General features: G+C 72.8%; 15 protein-coding genes. 7 read left to right on the forward strand and 8 right to left on the reverse strand.

Going from position 1 to position 18275, the window contains the following annotated elements:
• Nucleotides 1-31: 31 nt before the first annotated feature.
• The 4 genes from mgt to ACIBL4_RS23215 form a co-directional block, all read right to left on the reverse strand.
• The gene (gene mgt, locus ACIBL4_RS23200) at nucleotides 32-1234 is read right to left on the reverse strand and encodes a macrolide-inactivating glycosyltransferase (protein ID WP_399412995.1); all 1203 of its coding nucleotides are present in this window, start codon (nucleotides 1232-1234) and stop codon (nucleotides 32-34) included.
• A gap of 63 nt (nucleotides 1235-1297) precedes the next feature.
• Nucleotides 1298-2572, reverse strand: a complete 1275-nt coding sequence (locus ACIBL4_RS23205; RefSeq protein ID WP_399412997.1) for an ABC transporter substrate-binding protein — start codon at nucleotides 2570-2572, stop codon at nucleotides 1298-1300.
• The gene (locus ACIBL4_RS23210) at nucleotides 2572-3405 is read right to left on the reverse strand and encodes a carbohydrate ABC transporter permease (protein WP_399413000.1); all 834 of its coding nucleotides are present in this window, start codon (nucleotides 3403-3405) and stop codon (nucleotides 2572-2574) included. The genes ACIBL4_RS23205 and ACIBL4_RS23210 overlap by 1 nt, the downstream gene beginning before the upstream one ends.
• On the reverse strand, nucleotides 3402-4355 hold the full coding sequence (locus tag ACIBL4_RS23215; RefSeq protein WP_399413002.1) for a carbohydrate ABC transporter permease: 954 nt from the start codon (nucleotides 4353-4355) through the stop codon (nucleotides 3402-3404). Before ACIBL4_RS23215 ends, ACIBL4_RS23210 begins: the two co-directional genes overlap by 4 nt.
• Nucleotides 4356-4533: 178 nt before the next feature.
• Between ACIBL4_RS23215 and ACIBL4_RS23220 the strand changes: the two genes are divergently transcribed.
• Entirely contained in the window at nucleotides 4534-5397 is an 864-nt protein-coding gene (locus ACIBL4_RS23220) for a phosphotransferase enzyme family protein (protein ID WP_399413004.1), read from the forward strand.
• A 124-nt stretch (nucleotides 5398-5521) separates the two neighbouring features.
• On the opposite strand, the gene ACIBL4_RS23225 is transcribed toward ACIBL4_RS23220, so the two are convergent.
• Nucleotides 5522-6427: a LysR family transcriptional regulator gene (locus ACIBL4_RS23225; protein ID WP_399413006.1), complete on the reverse strand. Its 906-nt coding sequence runs from the start codon at nucleotides 6425-6427 to the stop codon at nucleotides 5522-5524.
• A 91-nt stretch (nucleotides 6428-6518) separates the two neighbouring features.
• Between ACIBL4_RS23225 and ACIBL4_RS23230 the strand changes: the two genes are divergently transcribed.
• On the forward strand, nucleotides 6519-7523 hold the full coding sequence (locus tag ACIBL4_RS23230; RefSeq protein WP_399413008.1) for a DMT family transporter: 1005 nt from the start codon (nucleotides 6519-6521) through the stop codon (nucleotides 7521-7523).
• Nucleotides 7448-7990 carry a YbaK/EbsC family protein gene (locus ACIBL4_RS23235; RefSeq protein ID WP_399413010.1) on the forward strand — a complete coding sequence of 181 codons (543 nt, stop codon included), beginning with the start codon at nucleotides 7448-7450 and terminating at the stop codon, nucleotides 7988-7990. The genes ACIBL4_RS23230 and ACIBL4_RS23235 overlap by 76 nt, the downstream gene beginning before the upstream one ends.
• A 40-nt stretch (nucleotides 7991-8030) precedes the next feature.
• Here ACIBL4_RS23235 and ACIBL4_RS23240 read toward each other — a convergent pair whose 3' ends face one another.
• Entirely contained in the window at nucleotides 8031-8747 is a 717-nt protein-coding gene (locus ACIBL4_RS23240) for a 3'-5' exonuclease (protein WP_399413012.1), read from the reverse strand.
• Nucleotides 8748-8864: 117 nt separating this feature from the next.
• Entirely contained in the window at nucleotides 8865-10136 is a 1272-nt protein-coding gene (locus ACIBL4_RS23245) for an SAV2148 family HEPN domain-containing protein (RefSeq protein WP_399413014.1), read from the reverse strand.
• Nucleotides 10137-10451: 315 nt separating this feature from the next.
• On the opposite strand from ACIBL4_RS23245, the gene glgX reads away from it, so the two are divergent.
• The 4 genes from glgX to ACIBL4_RS23265 all read left to right on the forward strand — a co-directional run bounded on the left by glgX (nucleotide 10452) and on the right by ACIBL4_RS23265 (nucleotide 16721).
• Entirely contained in the window at nucleotides 10452-12587 is a 2136-nt protein-coding gene (gene glgX / locus ACIBL4_RS23250; protein WP_399413016.1) for a glycogen debranching protein GlgX, read from the forward strand.
• A gap of 138 nt (nucleotides 12588-12725) precedes the next feature.
• On the forward strand, nucleotides 12726-15095 hold the full coding sequence (gene treY / locus ACIBL4_RS23255; protein ID WP_399413018.1) for a malto-oligosyltrehalose synthase: 2370 nt from the start codon (nucleotides 12726-12728) through the stop codon (nucleotides 15093-15095).
• Nucleotides 15092-15250 carry a hypothetical protein gene (locus tag ACIBL4_RS23260; RefSeq protein ID WP_399413522.1) on the forward strand — a complete coding sequence of 53 codons (159 nt, stop codon included), beginning with the start codon at nucleotides 15092-15094 and terminating at the stop codon, nucleotides 15248-15250. Before treY ends, ACIBL4_RS23260 begins: the two co-directional genes overlap by 4 nt.
• A gap of 220 nt (nucleotides 15251-15470) precedes the next feature.
• Nucleotides 15471-16721 (forward strand): M14 family zinc carboxypeptidase, encoded by a 1251-nt coding sequence (locus ACIBL4_RS23265; protein WP_399413020.1) that lies wholly within the window; start codon nucleotides 15471-15473, stop codon nucleotides 16719-16721.
• Nucleotides 16722-16753: 32 nt separating this feature from the next.
• On the opposite strand, the gene ACIBL4_RS23270 is transcribed toward ACIBL4_RS23265, so the two are convergent.
• Nucleotides 16754-18106 carry a M14 family zinc carboxypeptidase gene (locus tag ACIBL4_RS23270; RefSeq protein ID WP_399413493.1) on the reverse strand — a complete coding sequence of 451 codons (1353 nt, stop codon included), beginning with the start codon at nucleotides 18104-18106 and terminating at the stop codon, nucleotides 16754-16756.
• Nucleotides 18107-18275: the final 169 nt, after the last annotated feature.

An 18275-nucleotide genomic window follows, 5' to 3' on the forward strand; every position in this document is an offset into this window, starting at 1 on the left:
GTTGGCTCCGGGGGAACCGACGGGCCCTCGCTCATGCCCTGCCGGCGGGCAGTCCGGCCTCGACGAGGTCGGCCGCGCGCCGCGTGCCGCCCTCCCGGGCCGTCTCCGTCTGGATCTCCTTCAGGCGGCGGGCGACCTCCGGGTCGTCGACGAGGGCCAGCGCCGCCTCGCGCAGCGCCTCGCCGGTCGCCTCCTGAGTCGGGAGGTACCGCGCGACACCGAGGCCCTGGAGCACCTGCGCGTTGCCGAACTGGTCCGCGGCCTGCGGTACGGCGACCATCGGCGTGGCCGTGACCAGGCCCTCCTGGCTGCCGCCCGCGCCGGCGTGCGTGACGAACAGGTCGGCCTGCTTGAGGATCGCGAGCTGCGGCACCCAGGAGCGCACCTCGACGTTCGCCGGGACCTCCCCCAGCTCGGCCGGGTCGATGTGCTTGCCGACCGAGAGCACCAGGTGCCAGCCGGGCAGGTCGCCGAACGCCCTGACGCACTCCCGGTAGAAGGCGGGCTGCTTGGTGAAGGCGGACCCGAGCGAGACGAGCGCGACCTTCTCGGCGCCGGCCGGCCGCTCCCAGCCGCCCTCGGCGGTGCGGTCGCCCTGGCAGGCCCCGACGAAGGTGTACACGGTCTCGTCGACGCGGTCCGCGTTCGGCTGAAGGGCCTTGGGGATCAGGACGATCGAGCGGTCGGGACGGCCCCCGAAGGCATCGGGGTGCCGGGTGATCCCGTTCTCCTCCAGCCAGGCCTGGAAACGGGCGTAGTAGGCACGGCCGCGCTCGGTCTTCTTCGGCGCCTCCCACAAGGGTTCGGCGACCTCTTCCTCGTACCCCTCCCAGGCGACCATGGCCGGTGACAGGGAGATCGCGGGCACGCCCCAGCGGTGGGCCAGGACGCGGGCCGGGTAGGAGGCGATGTCGTGCAGGACGAGGTCCGGCTCGTCGCCCTCGTAGGCATCGATCAGCTGCGGGAGGGCCTGGATCGCGTCGTCGAGGAACGGCTCCACGTTGTCCAGCAGCGTGCTCCCCCAGGCCTCCGGGTCGTCGTCGGGCGAGGGCAGCGTCGAGTGCCACGGCTTCACCTCGGCACCGGTGTCCGCGACCTTCTCGGCGAAGACCGGCGGGATCGCGTACGTCACGCGGTGGCCGCGCGCCACGAGCTCGCGGATCACCTCCAGACTCGGGTTCACGTGGCCGTGGGCGGCGATGGAGAACATGGCGATGTGGGCGCGACTGGTCATGCGCCGACCGTACGCAAGACGAGACGTCTCGTGCAATCTGTTTCGCCGACCGCGTCGGCGGGCTCAGCGCTGGTAGCGGGCGAGCACCAGGTTGCCGTCCTCCTCCAGGCGTTCGCGCAGCTCACGGATGCCGATGGCGCCGCTGTAGTACTCCTGGAGGGCCGGGGTCGCCACCTTGTCCTTCCACTCGGGGTAGCCCCGTACGGTCTGTGCGGGCGCCGGGCGCAGGTGGGCGGCGAGCGCGGTGCCCGTCGCCCAGCCGTGCTCGGGGGTGCGCAGGGCCGGGTCGTTCAGCGCCCGGGTGCCGGTCGGCAGCATCCAGTCGCCGAGGGCGAGGCGGGCCATGTTCTCGGGCCTCAGCAGGAAGTCGATGAAGGCGGCGGCCTCCTTCTTGTGCGGGGAGTCCTCAGCGACGGACAGCGTCTGCGGGCTGACGCCCTGGGTGAGTCCCCCGGCGCCGGCCGGGGCGGGCAGCACCTGCCAGGCGAAGCCCTTCGGGGCCTGCTGCACGATCTGCTGGCGGTAGGAGAAGCCCAGCGGGACCATCGCGTATCTGCCGCCGAAGAAGCCGGGCAGGGTGTCCGAGCCGCCGCTGCCCAGGGTCGTGGGCGAGGCGCTGCGGTCGGTGCCGGTCTGGGCGTGGATGGTGCGCGGCACCACCTGGTCGGCAGCCTCGAAACGGACCGTCACCTTGCCGTCGGCGGCGCGGTGGAAGAGCCGTCCGCCCGTCGACAGGGAGAGGTTGAGCGTGGCGGAGACCGGTTCCTTCAGGGGCCAGGCGACGCCGTACTTCCCCCGGCCGCTGAGCTGTTCGGTGATCCGGCGGAACTCGGCCCAGCTCCACGGCTTCTCCGGGGTCGGGATCCGCACTCCGGACCGCTTGAGCCACGTCGCGTTGGCGATCAGGACGCGCGGCTCCTGGAGGAACGGCACGCCGTAGACGCCGTCCCCGAAGGTGGTGGTCTCCCAACTGCGCCGCGGGATGTCCGACTTCAGCCGGGCGGGCAGCAGGTCGGTGAGGTCGGCGAGGTAGCCGCCGTAGGCGAAGTCGGCGAGGTCGTCGGAGGCGTCGTGGATGATGTCGGGTGCCTCGCCGCCCTCGAAGGCGGTCAGGAGCTGGTCGTGGACGCTGTCCCAGGTGCCCTGGACGTACTCGACCCGGACGCCCGGGTGGGTGGCGTTCCACTCCTCCACCAGTTCCTTGTTGGCCTCGACCGACTCCTCCTGCCAGGCCAGGGACTGGAAGCGCAGGGTGATCCGGCCGTCGTCGGGTGTGCCACCCGAGGAGCAGCCGGCGAGGAGCAGCAGGAGGACCAGGGCCAGCAGGCGTGCGCGCATCAGCTCTTCACCGCCCCGGTGAGCATGCCACCCGTGATCCGCCGCTGGATGATCGCGAAGACGACGAGTGAGGGCAGCGTCGCGAGGAACGCGGCGGCCGCGAGCGGGCCGAGGTCGGCGACGCCCTCGGCGCCGGTGAAGTGGGTGAGCACGACGGGCAGTGTCTGCTTCTCCGGTGTCTTGAGCAGCACGAGCGCGAAGAAGAACTCGTTCCACGCGGTGATGAACGCGAACAGCGCGGTCGCCACGATGCCCGGCGCGAGCAGCGGCGCGGTCACCGACACCAGCGTCCGCACCCGGCCCGCCCCGTCGACCGCGGCGGCCTCCTCCAACTCGGGCGGTACGGCCCGTACGTACCCGGCGAGCATCCACAGCGCGAACGGCAGCGCCCACACCACGTACACGAGGACCAGCCCCGGCACGGAGTTGATGAGGCGGAGGTTCTTCAGTACGAGGAACAGCGGGATGATCAGCAGCACGAAGGGGAACGCCTGGCTGACCACCACCCAGCCCGTCACCGCCTTCGCGAGCCGGGTGCGGCGCCGGGCCACGACATAGGCCATCGGGGTCGCGATCAGCACGGCGACGACCGCCGCCGCGAACGCGGCGAGCAGGGAGTTGAGGGCGGCGTGCAGCAGCGGCTGCTCGTCGAAGGCCTGCCGGAAGTTGGCGAGGGTGGGGTCCTCGGGGATCCACGTCGGATGCAGGCTGCCCAGCTCGCGCGGCGGCTTGAACGCGGTGGAGACCAGCCAGAGGAACGGGAAGGCGAGAAAGACCAGATAGGCGAGCAGCGCGGTGTACTGGCCGACGCGGGCCGGGGTGCTGGTCCTCACGTGTCGTCACCTCCCCTGAGGCGGCCGGCGAGGAAGGCGGCCAGGGCTATCGAGATCACGGCCACCATCACGCAGCCCATCGCCGCCGCGTAGCCGAACTGCCCGTAGCGGAAGGCCTCTTCGTAGGCGAAGAGCATGGGCAGACGGGTCCGGCCGCCCGGGCCGCCGCTGGTGAGGACGTAGACCAGGGCGAAGGAGTTGAAGTTCCAGATCAGGTTGAGTGCGGTGATGGCCAGGGCGATGGGTCTGAGGGCGGGCCAGGTGACCGTGCGGAAGCGGCGCCAGGCGCTCGCGCCGTCGACCGCCGCCGCCTCGCGCAGTTCGCGCGGGGTGTTCTGGAGTCCGGCGAGCAGCGCGACCGTCGTCTGCGGCATGCCCGCCCAGACGCCGACGAGGACGACGGCGGGCAGCGCGGTGGCCAGCCCGCTCAGCCAGTCGCGGTCGCCGCCTGAGCCCAGGTCGCGCAGGGTCTCGTTGAGGATGCCGGCATCCGGGTTGTAGACGAGCCGCCACATGATGCCGACGACGACCTCCGGCATGGCCCAGGGGATGATCGCCAGGGCGCGGGCCAGCCAGCGCAGCCGCAGGTCCTGGTTGAGCAGCAGGGCGAGGCCCAGCGCGAGCAGGAACTGCGGCACGGTCACCCCGACCGCCCACACCAGCCCGATCCGGAACGACTCCCAGAACAGCGTGTCGTGCAGCAGGTCCCGGAAGTTGAGGGCGCCGATCCACTGGGTGGGCTCGGTGCGGCCCGACTGGGCGTCGGTGAAGGCCAGCAGGATCCCGTACAGCAGCGGCCCGACGCTGAGGACCAGGATGGGGAGCAGGGCGGGCAGCACGAGGAACCAGGCGCCGTGGTCGACGGGCCGCCGGGGCCGGTCCGCGCCGGGTCCGCGGCCGGCCCGCCTCTTCGGTGGGGAAGGAGGCGAAGACTCGGTCACCCATGTCACGGGATCAGCCCCTTTGACGGCTCGGCCGGCCAGGTCATGGTCGTGAAGGCGTTCTGCCTCGTCAAGGCACCGCGCACGCCGCCCGACCTGTGCCGATGCGACACTGACCGGCGGATGGCCGGAACCCGACGGCACAAGTGGTGGACGACGGCGGAGAACGTGACGACGGAGGCGGACGATGGACGAGGCACGGGCCCGGGACGTACTGGCGGAGTCGGGGGTGCTGCCCGGTGCGGCCCGCGAGGCACGGCTGCTCGCGCTGGGCGAGAACGCGGTGTTCGCCACCGGTGACCTGGTCGTCAAGGTGGGCCGCGACGCCGAACTCCTCGACCGGGCGCGACGCGAACTGGACATCGCGCTGTGGCTCGCCGAGGCGGGTGTCCCGGCGGTACGGGCGGCCGAGCCCGAGCCGCTGCTGGTCGACGGACACCCGGTGACGGTGTGGCACCGGCTGCCGGATGCCGTACGACCCGCCGAGCCGCGGGATTTGGCCGAACTGCTACGGCTCGTGCACGCCCTGCCCGCGCCCGCCTTCGATCTGCCGCCCCGCGATCTGCTGGGCGGTGTGGAGCGCTGGCTGCGGCTCGCCGGGGACGCGATCGATCCGGCGGACGCGGCGTATCTGCGGGAGCGGCGGGACGGGTTCGCGTCGAAGGCGGAGGCGCTGACGCCGCATCTGCCCCCGGGGCCGATCCACGGCGACGCCCTGCCGCGCAATGTGCACGTCGGGCCGGACGGGCCGGTGCTGGTCGACCTGGAGACGGTCTCGTCCGACCTGCGCGAGCACGACCTGGTGGTGATGGCCCTCTCCCACGACCGGTACGGGCTGCCGGACGAGGCGTACGACTCCTTCACCGAGGCGTACGGCTGGGATGTGCGGGAGTGGGAGGGGTGCTCGGTGTTGCGCGGGGCCCGGGAGACGGCCAGTTGTGCGTGGGTGGCTCAGCATGCGCCGAGCAATCCGAAGGCGCTGGCGGAGTTCCGACGGCGGGTGGCTTCGCTGCGGGAGGGGGACGAGACGGTGCGGTGGTATCCGTTCTGAGCGCCTGGGCTTCGGGGGCCGCGCATCATGTGGCGGCTGCGAGTTGAGTGTGGCTGGTCGGGCCCGCGTGGCGGAGCCGCATATTGACCACAGCCCCGCGCCCCTCGATGGCGTTGCCCGGCCGTCAGTTTTCTTTGCCCTGGATGCTGTGCGCGGCGCGGCGTAGCTCCGTGAGGACCGTGCGGACCGCTGTGCGGGCCGTGCGCTCGGGGCGGCACAGGGCGTCGATGTGGCGTCGCGCCCGCACTCCGCTGAGCGGACGGAGCACGAGCGCCGGATGCGGGCGCATGGTCCAGCGCGGCATCAGGGCGATACCGCCCCCGGCGGCCACGGCCTCGGCGACCACCGAGAACTCGTTGATGCGATGGGCGAGATGGAGCCTGCGGCCCGCCGCGGCGGCGATGGCCTCGACGGTCGCCAGGACCGGGAACCCTTCGTGCACGGTGATCCACGGCTCGTCGGCCACGTCGCGCGGGGTGACACGGCGCTTGGCGGCCAGGGGGTGGTCCGCGGGCATGGCCACGTCCAGCGGCTCGCGCAGCAGCGTCGTCGTGGCCACCGTGTCCGGCCAGGGCGGGGCGTGGTCCAGACGGTGGGCCAGGACGACGTCGTACTCCCGGGTGAGCCGGGGAAAGTCCTCCTGCGGTACGTCCTCGTCGGCCAGCCTCGGCACCGGCTGGCCCGGTCCGGCCAGGGCGCGCAGCAGCGGCGGGAAGAACGCGGCGCCCGCACTGTGGAACGCCGCCACCGACACCTCGCCGTCAGGCCGTCCGAGGAACTCCTCGACGGTGTGCCGTGCGCGGGCCAGCGCCGTCTCCACCTCCACGGCCACGCCCGCCAGCGCCTGCCCGGCGTCGGTGAGCACCAGCCGTCGCCCCTGGCGCTCGGTGAGCGGCACGGGGATCGCGCGCTGAAGCAGCCGCAACTGCTGGGAGATCGCCGACGGCGTCACCAGCAGCGCCTCGGCGACCGCCGTGACGCTGCCCAGTTCGCCGAGTTCCCGCAGAATCCGCAGCTGACGTTCGTCCATCGCCTCAGTGTAGGGACGATGTAGGGCTGCTAAATGATCGTTTTAGGGACTGGTACTTGGCTTCATGGTGGCTGCGGTGCACCGTAGGCGGGTGTCCGACGTCCGCCGCACCGATGCGGTACTCCTCCTTGTCGCGCTCGTCTGGGGTTCCAGTTACCTGTCCGCCCAGACGGCCACTGCCGCGCTCCCCGTCCTGCTGGTGCTGTTCGCCCGCTACGCCCTCTCCGCGCTCGCCTGCGTCGGCGTCGTCGCCGCCCGAGGGCGCGGGTCGCGCCGGTGGACGCGGGACGAGCTGCGGGCCGGGGTGCCCCTGGGGCTCACCCAGGCCGCGGTCCTGGTCGTGGAGACGTACGGCGTCGCGCACACCAGCGCCGCCAACGCCGGGCTCATCATCAGTCTGACCATCGTCCTCACCCCGTTCCTCGACCGCGGCGGCCACCGCGGCGCGCTGCCTGTCTCCTTCTTCGCCGCGACCGGCGTGTGCGTCCTGGCCGTCGGGCTGCTGATGTCCGGCAACGGCTTCCACGCGCCACGCCTCGGCGACCTGCTGATGCTCGGCGCCGCGCTGATCCGGGCGGGGCATGTGGCGCTGGTCGGCCGTTTCACGACCGGGCGGGACGTCCGGCCCCTGCAGCTGACGACGGTGCAGACCCTCGTCGGCACGGCCCTGTTCCTGCCGGTCGCCGCCCACGACCTGCCGACGCTGGTCCGCGCGGACCCGGCCACCTGGGCCCAGCTGGTCTATCTCGCCCTGTTCTGCAGTGTGTTCGCCTTCCTGGCCCAGACCTGGGCCGTGCAGCGCACCTCCGCCAGCCGGGCCAGCCTGCTGCTGGGCACCGAGCCGGTCTGGGCCGTCGCGGTGGGCATCGCCCTCGGCGGCGAACACCTCACGCCCCTCACCGGCCTCGGGGCGACCCTGATGGTGGCCGGTACGTACTGGGGGCAGGCGGTGGAACGGGCGCACCGAAGCGCACCGGCCCTTCTGCCTCCCTCGTCCCACGCCCCCGACAAGGAGTCCGCATGCCCGACGGCACCCACCGCGACCGAGACACCGGCCCGCACGACACCGGCCGGCACGACACCTACGGTCACCTGATCTCCCTGCTCGACTCGGCCGGCGTCGATTACCGGCTCATCGACCACGATCCCGAGGGCGCCACCGAAGCCGTCTGCGCGTTGCGCGGGCATCCGGCCGGCGAGGCCGCGAAGTGCATCGTGCTGCGGGTCAAGGTGGACCGCCGCACCACACGCCACGTCCTCGCGGTCGTCCCCGGGGACCGGCGGGTGGACCTGGACGCCGTCAGGGCGCTGTTCGCGGCCCGCTACGTCGGCTTCAGCGACCCCGGGACCGCCGAACGACTGGCCCGCGCAGTGCCGGGCACGGTCCTGCCGTTCAGTTTCGATCCCGACCTGGAACTGGTCGCCGACCCGGACGTCGTGGCCCTGCCGAAGCTGTACTTCAACGCGGCCCGGCTCGACCGCTCGCTCCTCATCTCGGGCTCCGACTACGAGCGCCTGGCCATGCCCCGTATCGAACGCATCGCGGCGCCCGCGCCGGCGTGACCAAGGGGAGCTTCGGAGTTTCCCAACGGGTGGACAGGGCTCATGCGTCCGCCGGCTCCCGCAACGGCCATGCCCCGTCCACCAGAGCCGTCGCATCGCCCTTGCCGCGCAGGAAGTTCTGGAAGTCCGCCGCCCACTGCGCGTACCACTCGATCTGGCGGCGGTGGAGGTCCGCCGGGCCGAGGGACGCGATCTTGGGGTGGCGGGCGGCTATCGCACCGGCCAGGCGGGCCGCTGCCAGGGCGTCGGCCAGGGCGTCATGGGCGGAGTCGAGGACCACGCCGTACTCGGCGCAGACCGCTTCGAGGTTCCGTTTGCCCCGGCGGTAGCGGTCGACCCAGCGGTCGATGGTGTACGGATCGATGACCGGGGCGGGGTCCACGCCGCCCAGGCGGTCGCGCAGGGACGGCAGTCCGTGGCGGCGCAGCTCGGCGGAGAGCAGGGTCAGGTCGAAGGCGGCGTTGTAGGCGACGACCGGCACGCCCGCCTTCCAGTAGGACGTGAGGACGCCGGCGAGGGCGTCCGCCACCTGGTCGGCCGGTCGGCCCTCGGCCGCCGCGCGCTCGTTGCTGATGCCGTGCACCGCCACCGCGTCCTCGGGGATCGGCACCCCCGGGTCGGCCAGCCACTCCCGGCGCCCCATCGGCTCCCCGGCCCTGACCTCGATCACGGCCGCCGTGACGATGCGCGCCTCGCGCGGATCCGTGCCCGTCGTCTCCAGGTCGAAGCCGATCAGCAGCTCCCGGTGCCAGCCCATGGGCGGCCCCCCTTCTATGGTGCGTTCCCCCAGTGGTCTCCACCTTCCCATGCACCACTGACAATCAGAGGACCGCGCTCCGCTCGGGCGCCGAACCACGCGACCAGGAGGGACGGTTCACGACACCGGCCGCGAATCCGCCCACATCACCTCGAACTCCTCGCGATAGGTGGGAAAGAGACCACTTTCGTCGATCTCGCCCGACTTGACGACCTTGCCGCTGTTGCGCAGCACGAACACCGGCGCTTCCATCCCACGGGTCCGGCGCAGGTAGTTCTGCACGACCGCGATGCCGTCCGCCCCGTCGCCGTCGACCAGGTACGCCGTGAAGCGGGGCGTCTCGTCGAAGACCTGGATCTCGAAGGCCCCCGGGTCGCGCAGCCGGGCCCGCACCCGGCGCATGTGCAGGATGTTCATCTCGACGGCCCGGCTGAGCTCGCCGCGCTTGATGCCCAGTTCGCGCTCGCGCCGCTTGACCGCGCTGGAGGCCGGGTTGAGGAACAGCAGCCGCACCCGGCAGCCGGACTCGGCCAGCCGGAGCAGACGGCGGCCGGAGAAGTTCTGCACGAGCAGGTTGAGGCCGATGCCGATGGCGTCGAGGCGGCGGGCGCCGCCGAAGATGTCCTCGGCCGGGAACTGGCGCATCAGCCGGACCCGGTCCGGGTGGACGGCGACCACGTCGGCGTACCGGTCGCCGACCAGGTCCTCGACCGCGTCGATGGGCAGCCGGCGCGCGGAGGGCACGTCACCGCCGGCGCCGAGCATCTCCAGCAGCCGGGCGGAGGCGCGCTCGGCTTGGTTCAGGACGGCCTCGGACAGGGCCCGGTTGCGGGAGACGACGTTCCGGGTGACCTCCAGCTCGTCCAGGGCGAGCTCCACGTCCCGGCGGTCGTCGAAGTAGGGCTCGAAGCAGGGCCAGTGCTGCACCATCAGCTCGCGCAGCTGCGGCAGGGTGAGGAAGGACAGGACGTTGTCGTCGGCCGGGTCGAGCAGATAGCCCTTGCGGCGGCTGACCTCGCGTACGGCGACCGCGCGCTGCACCCACTCCTGCCCGGCGGGTCCGGCGGCGGCCACCACCCAGTCCTCGCCGTGGACGGGTTCGTAGACGGGGCGCAGGACGGCGGCGACGACCGCGCGCAGCCGCTGCTCGACGAGGTTCAGCCAGATGTAGGCCCGGCCGGCTCGCTGGGCGCGGGTGCGCACCTCGCGCCAGGCGTCGGCGTCCCAGTCCAGCTCCGGGCCGATCGAGCCCGTCGCGTCCATCGGCCGTGCCAGGGACACGGCAGAGGCCGGGACGTCTGCGGAGTTCCCCTCGTGACCCTCGTCACCAGGGGGCAGCTCCAGCCCTCCCGAGCCCACCCGCGCACCGCCTTCCGCTCCCCCGGGCACTCCCGGGGGCCTGGTCCCACCCAACGATCAAGGAAGGGTACTCCGGGAGCGGTCGGCGGTGCAGCCGGATGGGCAGGGTAGTTCTCAGCCGTGCGGCTGCCCTGTGCCGGGGCCGGTCCGCCCTGCCCCGGGTCAATCTTCCCCCTACTCCCCCAATAGACTCGGGAGTATCACTTGCCCCACTGGTTCGACATAACGCATATGCACTGGTCACGCGGTAAGAGGGAGATAAGTCATAGGAGGTTCCCTCACTTTCGGGGAGACTCGGGGCCAAGGCGTCCCCACCGGCGCCGCTCACCTGAAAGAGTCGTATCCATGCAGGTCTGGCCTGGAGAGGCATATCCACTCGGTGCCACGTACGACGGCGCCGGCACGAACTTCGCGGTCTTCTCGGAAGCCGCGGACCGAGTAGAGCTGTGTCTGCTGCACGACGACGGCTCGGAGACGGCGATCGAGCTCCGGGAGAGCGACGCGTTCGTACGGCACGCGTACCTGCCGGGCATCATGCCGGGGCAGCGGTACGGGTTCCGGGTGCACGGCCCGTACGCCCCGGAGCGCGGGGTGCGCTGCAACTCCGCGAAACTGCTGCTCGACCCGTACGCGCGTGCGATCAGCGGCTCGATCAGCTGGGGCGAGGAGGTCTACGGCTACCACTTCGACGATCCCGACCGGCGCAATGATCTCGACTCGGCGCCGCACACGATGACGTCGGTCGTGGTCAACCCGTACTTCGACTGGGGCGACGACCGCCTGCCCCGCACCGAGTACCACCACACGGTGATCTACGAGGCCCACGTCAAGGGCCTCACCATGCGGCACCCGGGCCTGCCGGAGGAGCTGCGCGGCACCTACGCGGCCCTCGCGCACCCGGCGATCATCGAGCACCTCACCGAGCTCGGGGTCACGGCCCTGGAGCTGATGCCCGTCCACCAGTTCGTGAACGATCACCGCCTGGTCGACATGGGCCTGAACAACTACTGGGGCTACAACACGATCGGTTTCTTCGCCCCGCACAACGCCTACGCCTCCTGGGGCGACCGGGGTCAGCAGGTGCTGGAGTTCAAGTCGGCGGTGAAGGCGCTGCACGAGGCCGGGATCGAGGTGATCCTCGACGTGGTCTACAACCACACCGCCGAGGGCAACCACCTTGGCCCGACCCTGTCCTTCAAGGGCCTGGACAACTCGCGCTACTACCGGCTGACGGACGACCCCCGCTACTACATGGACACGACAGGGACGGGGAACTCCCTGCTCATGCGGTCTCCGCACGTCCTGCAGCTGATCATGGACTCGCTGCGGTACTGGGTCACGGAGATGCACGTCGACGGGTTCCGCTTCGACCTGGCGGCGACGCTCGCCCGGCAGTTCCACGAGGTGGACCGGCTGTCGTCGTTCTTCGACCTGGTGCAGCAGGACCCGGTGGTCTCGCAGGTCAAGCTGATCGCCGAGCCGTGGGACGTGGGCGAGGGCGGCTACCAGGTGGGGAACTTCCCGCCGCTGTGGACCGAGTGGAACGGCAAGTACCGGGACACCGTGCGGGACCTGTGGCGGGGCGAGCAGCGCACGCTCGCGGAGTTCGCCTCGCGGCTGACCGGCTCGTCCGACCTGTACCAGGACGACGGGCGGCGCCCGCTGGCCTCGATCAACTTCGTGACCTGCCACGACGGCTTCACACTGCACGATCTCGTGTCGTACAACGACAAGCACAACGAGGCCAACGGCGAGGGCAACCGGGACGGCGAGAGCCACAACCGGTCCTGGAACTGCGGGACCGAGGGCGAGACCGGCGACCCTGACGTGCTGCGGCTGCGGGCCCGGCAGATGCGGAACTTCATCGCGACGCTGATGCTGTCCCAGGGCGTGCCCATGATCAGCCACGGCGACGAGTTCGCCCGCACCCAGCGCGGCAACAACAACGCCTACTGCCAGGACAACGAACTGGCCTGGGTCGAGTGGCCCGAAGAGGGAGGAGAGGACGCCGAGGGGAGCCTGAGCCGGGAGCTGCTGGCCTTCACACGCGCGATGGTGTGGCTGCGCCGGGACCACCCGGTCTTCCGCCGCCGGCGCTTCTTCCACGGCCGGCCCGTGGAGGGCACGCACGACGATCTGTCCGACATCGCCTGGTTCACCCCCGAGGGCCGGGAGATGACCCAGCGGGACTGGGACTCGGCCCGGGCCTCGGCGCTGACGGTGTTCCTCAACGGGAACGCGATCTCGGAGCCGGGCCCGCGCGGTGAGCGCATCACCGACGACTCGTTCCTGCTGATGTTCAACGCCTCGCCCAAGCCGCTGGAGTTCCTGGTTCCGGTCAACCACGGGCGGCAGTGGCAGGTGGTCGTCGACACGGCCCGCGCGGACGGTGTGCCGCCCGGCACGGGCCCGAAGGTGCAGGCCGGAGACCGGCTGACCCTGACCGACCGGAGCATGACGGTGCTCCAGCGGCCCGTGTAGCCGGCGGCGCGGCGCCCGGTTGGTCGCCCGGTTCGCCCCAGATTCGTCGCCCGGACAGAGCCACTCGTCCGGGCGACGCGCGGCGCACCTGGCGCGGGCGATGACACGAACGGCGGCGGGGCGGGTACGTAGGTTTCCATGACACCTGAGCGACCTGACCCCGTGGTGCCCACGGCCACGTACCGGCTGCAACTGCAGCCCGAGTTCCCGTTCGGGGCCGCGGCGGCCGTCGTGCCGTACCTGGCCTCGCTCGGCGTCTCGCACCTGCATCTGTCCCCCGTCCTTGAGGCCGTGCCGGGCTCGATGCACGGCTACGACGTCGTCGACCACGCGCGCGTGCGGGAGGAACTGGGCGGCGAGGAGGGACTGCGGGCGCTGGCGCGCACGGCGCGCGAGCACGGGCTCGGACTGGTGGTGGACATCGTCCCGAACCACATGGCCATGGCCCCGCGCCACAACCGCGCCCTGTGGGAGGTGCTCCGCGAGGGCCCGAAGTCGCCGTACGCGCGCTGGTTCGACATCGACTGGGAGGCCCAGAACGGCCAGGTGCTGCTGCCGGTGCTCGGCGGGCCGCTGGGCGAGGTGCTCGGGGAACTGCGCGTCGACGGTGACGTCCTGCGCTACTACGACCACGTCTTCCCGCTGCGCGAGGGCACCGAGGACCTGCCGCTGCCGCACCTGCTGGACGCGCAGTGGTACCGCCCCGCGTGGTGGCGGCTGGCCCGGACCGAGCTCAACTACCGGCGGTTCTTCAGCATCTCGGAGCTGATCGGGGTGCGGGTGGAGGACCCGGAGGTGTTCGAGGCCACCCACGACAAGATCCTCGAGCTGCTCCACGAGGGCGTGATCGACGGGCTGCGCGTCGACCACCCCGACGGGCTCGCCGACCCCGACGGCTACCTCCGGCGGCTGCACGAGGCGACGGGGGGCCGCTGGACCGTCGTGGAGAAGATCCTGGCCGACGGTGAGCAGCTGCCGGCCTCCTGGCCCGTCGCGGGCACCACCGGCTACGACGCCCTGCGGCACGTGGACGGGCTCTTCACGGACCCGGCCGGGTTCGGAGAGCTGCTGGGGCAGTACCGGCGGTTCGCGGCCCCGCAGACCGACCGGGGCGGGCAGTGGGAGGCGACGGTGCGGCGGGCGGCCTACAAGGTCCTCACGCACGAGCTGGCGACCGAGACCGACCGGCTGGTGCGGGTGGCGGACCGGCTGTGCGCGACCTCGCCGGAGCCGGCGCTGCGCGACCGCGCGCCCTGGGCGCTGCGCACGGCGCTGCAGGAGCTGCTGGTGCGGATGGAGGTCTACCGGCCGTACGAGTCCGTCGACGCGGCGTCCGTGGTCACGGAGGAGGCCGGCGCCGAGGCCCGGCTCGCCTTCACCGTGCCCGAGGAGGCCGGCGCGGTGGACGTCGTACGGGACCTCGTCCTGGGGCGGTACGGCGACGGGCCCGCGCAGCTGGAGTTCCGGACGCGGTTCGCGCAGACCTCGTCGGCACTGCGGGCGAAGTCCGTGGAGGACACGGCGTTCTACCGGTACGTGCCGCTGCTGTCGGCGACCGAGGTGGGCGGGAATCCGGGCGGTCCGGCGCTGTCGCCGGAGGAGTTCCACGCGTACTGCGCGCGCGTGCAGCGCGACTGGCCGGTGACCGGGACGGTCGCCTCGACGCACGACACGAAGCGCAGTGCCGACGTCCGGGCGGCGCTGCACGTGCTCACGGAGTGCCCCGACCGCTGGGCGGACGTCCTCGCGGAGGTGACGCGCACCGGCGAGGGCGTGCCGGACGCGCAACTGGCCTGGGCGGCCTGGCAGACGGTGTTCGGGCTCGGCCCGGCGTCCGGGGCCCTGGAGCGGGTGCAGGGGGCGCTGCTGAAGCACGTGCGCGAGGCGGGCCTGTTCACCAGCTGGACCGAGCAGGAGCCGCCGTACGAGGAGGCGGTGGCGCGGTTCGTGGCGGCCGGACCGTGCGGGGCGCCGAGTGAGCGGATCGCCGCGTTCCGGGAGTCTCTCGGGCCGCACATCCGGGCGAACGTACTGGGCACGGCCCTGGTCCAGCTGACGATGCCGGGGGTGCCGGACGTCTACCAGGGCACGGAGGCCGAGTACCGGGCGCTGGTCGACCCCGACAACCGGCGGGCGGTGAGCTTCCCGCCCGAGGAGTCCGGCGGGACGTCCGGGGAGAAGATCGCGGTGACGCGGGCGGCACTGAGGCTGCGGGCACGGCGCCCCGACGCCTTCGGCGACACGGCGACGTACCTGCCGCTCCCGGCCCAGGGACCGGCGGCGGCCCACTGCCTGGCGTTCGCCCGCTCCGGGGAGGTACTGACGGCCGTGACCCGCCTGTCGCTCCGGCTCGCGGAGGCGGGCGGCTGGCAGGACACCCGACTGCCCCTGCCGCCCGGGCGCTGGGCGGACGTACTGGAACCGGCACGCGAGTTCACGGGCCACGCGCGCGTGGAGGAACTTTTCGAGCGGCTTCCGGTGGCGTTGCTGGAGCGGGTCGGAGAGTGAGCCGGGCGGCCGGCCGCGCCGAGAGCCAGCTGATCGTCGGCTGGGACGCGGAGCCGTCCGACGTGGCCCGGCACGTCCACCCGCACCCGGCCCTGTCGGAGGCGGTCGGCGAGGTGTTCCTGACCTTGGCCGGACGCGGGCTGCACCAGCGGTGACAGCACGCCGGTGACGCCACGCCGACGGCGGTGACGCACACCGTCCCGGGGGTCCCCGCCGCGCACCGTCCTGGGCGCCCGAAGCACTCCGTCCCGGCCCCCGCCACGCCCCGGCCGGCAATGCTTCCGGGCGCCCCCGGGACCCTCCCCCGTCGCGCCCTTGACACCGCCCCATGGCCGTGGGGTACTGCGATGGCGAACTCGGGCGGATGTGACGGGGGTGAGTGTCCTGCCGGAGCTGCGCTACCCGACGGTGGCCGAACAGGTCCTGGCCGCCCGGGCGTTGACCTCTCGTCGGCCCGGGCTGTGCACCCTGCGGCAGGTGGGTGCCTCGCGTGCGGGCAGACCTCTGCACCTGCTGTCCGTGGGCCGCGCCCGCCGCGCCGTGCTGGTGGTCGCCGGCGCCCACGCCAACGAGCCGACCGGCTCCTGCACCCTGCTGGCACTCGCCCGACGGGTGCTGGAACAGCGGGAGTTGCGCGACGGCATCTCCTGGCACTTCCTGCTCTGCGCGGACCCCGACGGGGCGAGCCTGCACGTGACGCCCGCGCCGCGCAGCCTGTTCGACTACCACCTCGGCTTCTTCCGCCCCGCGGGCCCGGAGCAGCCGGAGTGGGCGCCGTCCGTGCTGCCTCCCGACCGGCTGCCGCCCGAGACCCGGGCCCTGACCGGCGTCATCGACGAACTGCGCCCCTACCTCCAGGTGACCCTGCACGGCACGGACCTGGGCGGCAGCTGGGTGCAGCTGACGAAGGACGTGCCCGGGCTGGCCGAGCCGTTCGCCAAGTCCGCGGCGGAGCTGCACATCCCGGTGGAGACCGGCGCCTCGGACGCCGCCGGCTGGCCCGCGTCCGGGCCGGGCGTGCACGTGATGCCCGCGCCGGGCATCGAGCCCGCGTATCCGAGCCTGCCGGACGACGCACGGCACAGCACCTGGTTCCACGCCCACCGCTACGGCGGCCTCACCGCCGTGGTCGAGGTGCCGATGTGGGCGAGCGACCTGGTGGACGACCCGGCTCCGCATCCGGCCCCGGCGGCGGCGATCGGACGGCTCGCGGGCCGGCTGCGGCAGGACGCGCTGGAGGTGACGCGGGTCCTCGACGGCGCGCTGCCCCGGCTCGCGGAGCTGGACGGGCCGTTGCTGCGGGCCGCGCGGTGGGGGCTGGACCTGGTGCCGGGGCTGGCCGACGACCTGGTGCGCACCCCGCCGGCCGACCGCACCCGGGCGTACGTCGGCAGCGTGGACGCGTTCGCCCGCCGTGTGCCGCTGCGCGCGGCGGCGATGCTGCGGCGAGTGCTGCGCGGGACCGACGACCGGGCTGCCGGGCAGCTGGAGGAACTCGTGGCGGCCTGGAGCGACGCTTTCGCGGAACGCTTCCGGGCCCGCTGGGTGCCGTTGGAGCACCAGGTCGAGCACCAGACCCGCACGGTGGTCGCCGCGGCCCTGCACGCGCGCGAAGGGGTGTCGTAGAGACCGGCTCCGTCCGTGCCGTCATCGCGGTGTCACTCCCGCTGCATGGGTACCGTCGCCCCCGACTCCCACCCCGGCTCGCCCGAGCGGGAGCACGCGCGCGTGGCCCGCGCGGCCAGTGTGAAGGCGGCCAGCACCACGCGCGCCTGGTACTCCGCCTGGCACGCCACCGGGATCCAGCGCGCCCCGCAGCTCTCGTGGTAGTCGGCGCACCACTCGTCGATCAGCCGGTCCAGCTCCGGCAGCGCCCCGGCCGGGTCGTGTCCGGCGGCCCGCACGAGCTGGTGGAGGAGACCGGCGGTGCGCAGGGCCAGCCGTCGCCCGGAGATGCGCAGGGCGGCGAGGTGGGCGGTGCTCAGCGGCGGAAGGGGGTGGGCCGCGCCGTCGCCGGTGTCGGGGTCCCAGGCGTCGGCGAGGCCGGGGCAGACCAGTAAATAGTCGTCGACCGGGGCGAGCAGGCGCGCCGCGTCGGGCACGGTGGCGAGGTGCGGCCGGATGCGGGCCAGGAGATGCCGCAGGAGCCCCGTGTCGTGGCGCAGGGTGCGGCTCACGGCCCGCAGCACCCCGTCCCGGTCGGCGGGCGGGGAGCCGTCCGTCACGGCCGCCACGCCCCACATGGGCGCTTCGACGACCGCGGTGAGGGTGCCATGCCGGTGCGGGTGGAACCACGTCGACTCGACGGCGGCCTCCGTGATGGCCGCGGCCAGGCCGGCCGGGCGCGGCGGCGGGATCCGGTAGACGGCGGGCCCGAGGCCGGGCCAGTACAGGGCGTCGTAGGCGCCGAGTTCGCGGGGGATGCCGAGCCGGGCGGCGATGCGGGCGAGGCGCCGGCCGAGGCCCGGCAGGTCGTCGGTGAGCTCGACGAAGCCGCCGCCGACGTCGACGCCGTGCAGGGAGCACTGGAGGAACGGCCGCAGTTCGTCCTGGACGTCGAGCAGGGCGCGCGTCTCCGGCAGGGCGGCGCCGTCCGCGCCGTCGGGCAGCCACTCGGGCTGCTCCAGGAAGCCCGGCCGGAAGAAGTTCCGGAAGTACCGGCCGAGTGCGTAGGGCCCGGTCAGCCAGCCCTCGTTGCGGCGCAGCCCGTCCGGGTCGAGGCACAGCAGCAGGTTCCAGGTGGCGTCGGCGCCCTCGGTGAGCCGCGGGTCGGCCAGCGCCCGCTCGGCCAGGCGCAGCACGGTGGCGCCGCCCACGGGTTCGTTGGCGTGGGGTCCGGCGACGACGAGGGCCTGACGGCTGCCGTGGCCGACGGAGAGCAGCCACATCGGCGTGCCCGCGCGGGATGTGCCGATCCTGCGCAGCCGGGCGTCTCGCGGGTGGCGGGCGACGAGGGCGGCGGCCCGGGTGCCCAGTTCGTCGACGGTCGGATAGCGCAGGAGGGGTGGCAGGGCACACCTCCCCGATGCGGTGCCGTCGCTTCACCAGCTGTACATGGCGTACGCACAGTCAGTCACGACTTCAGGGGTACGTCAACACCGCGGAACACAATGGGTTTTGAGCCACTCCCCGGGGAGCGACAGCCGGTACCTCCAAGGCCAGGGCTGAGGCGTGGCTCGG

This window comes from Streptomyces sp. NPDC050416, from assembly GCF_044458845.1.
In the GTDB taxonomy this organism is placed as follows: domain Bacteria; phylum Actinomycetota; class Actinomycetes; order Streptomycetales; family Streptomycetaceae; genus Streptomyces.

Excerpts from the sequence above, each read along its gene's own strand:
- mgt (WP_399412995.1), bottom strand. The coding sequence starts at position 1,234 with ATGACCAGTCGCGCCCACATCGCCATGTTCTCCATCGCCGCCCACGGC.
- ACIBL4_RS23205 (WP_399412997.1), bottom strand. The coding sequence starts at position 2,572 with ATGCGCGCACGCCTGCTGGCCCTGGTCCTCCTGCTGCTCCTCGCCGGC.
- ACIBL4_RS23220 (WP_399413004.1), top strand. The coding sequence starts at position 4,534 with ATGGACGAGGCACGGGCCCGGGACGTACTGGCGGAGTCGGGGGTGCTG.
- ACIBL4_RS23225 (WP_399413006.1), bottom strand. The coding sequence starts at position 6,427 with ATGGACGAACGTCAGCTGCGGATTCTGCGGGAACTCGGCGAACTGGGC.
- ACIBL4_RS23235 (WP_399413010.1), top strand. The coding sequence starts at position 7,448 with ATGCCCGACGGCACCCACCGCGACCGAGACACCGGCCCGCACGACACC.
- ACIBL4_RS23240 (WP_399413012.1), bottom strand. The coding sequence starts at position 8,747 with ATGGGCTGGCACCGGGAGCTGCTGATCGGCTTCGACCTGGAGACGACG.
- glgX (WP_399413016.1), top strand. The coding sequence starts at position 10,452 with ATGCAGGTCTGGCCTGGAGAGGCATATCCACTCGGTGCCACGTACGAC.
- treY (WP_399413018.1), top strand. The coding sequence starts at position 12,726 with ATGACACCTGAGCGACCTGACCCCGTGGTGCCCACGGCCACGTACCGG.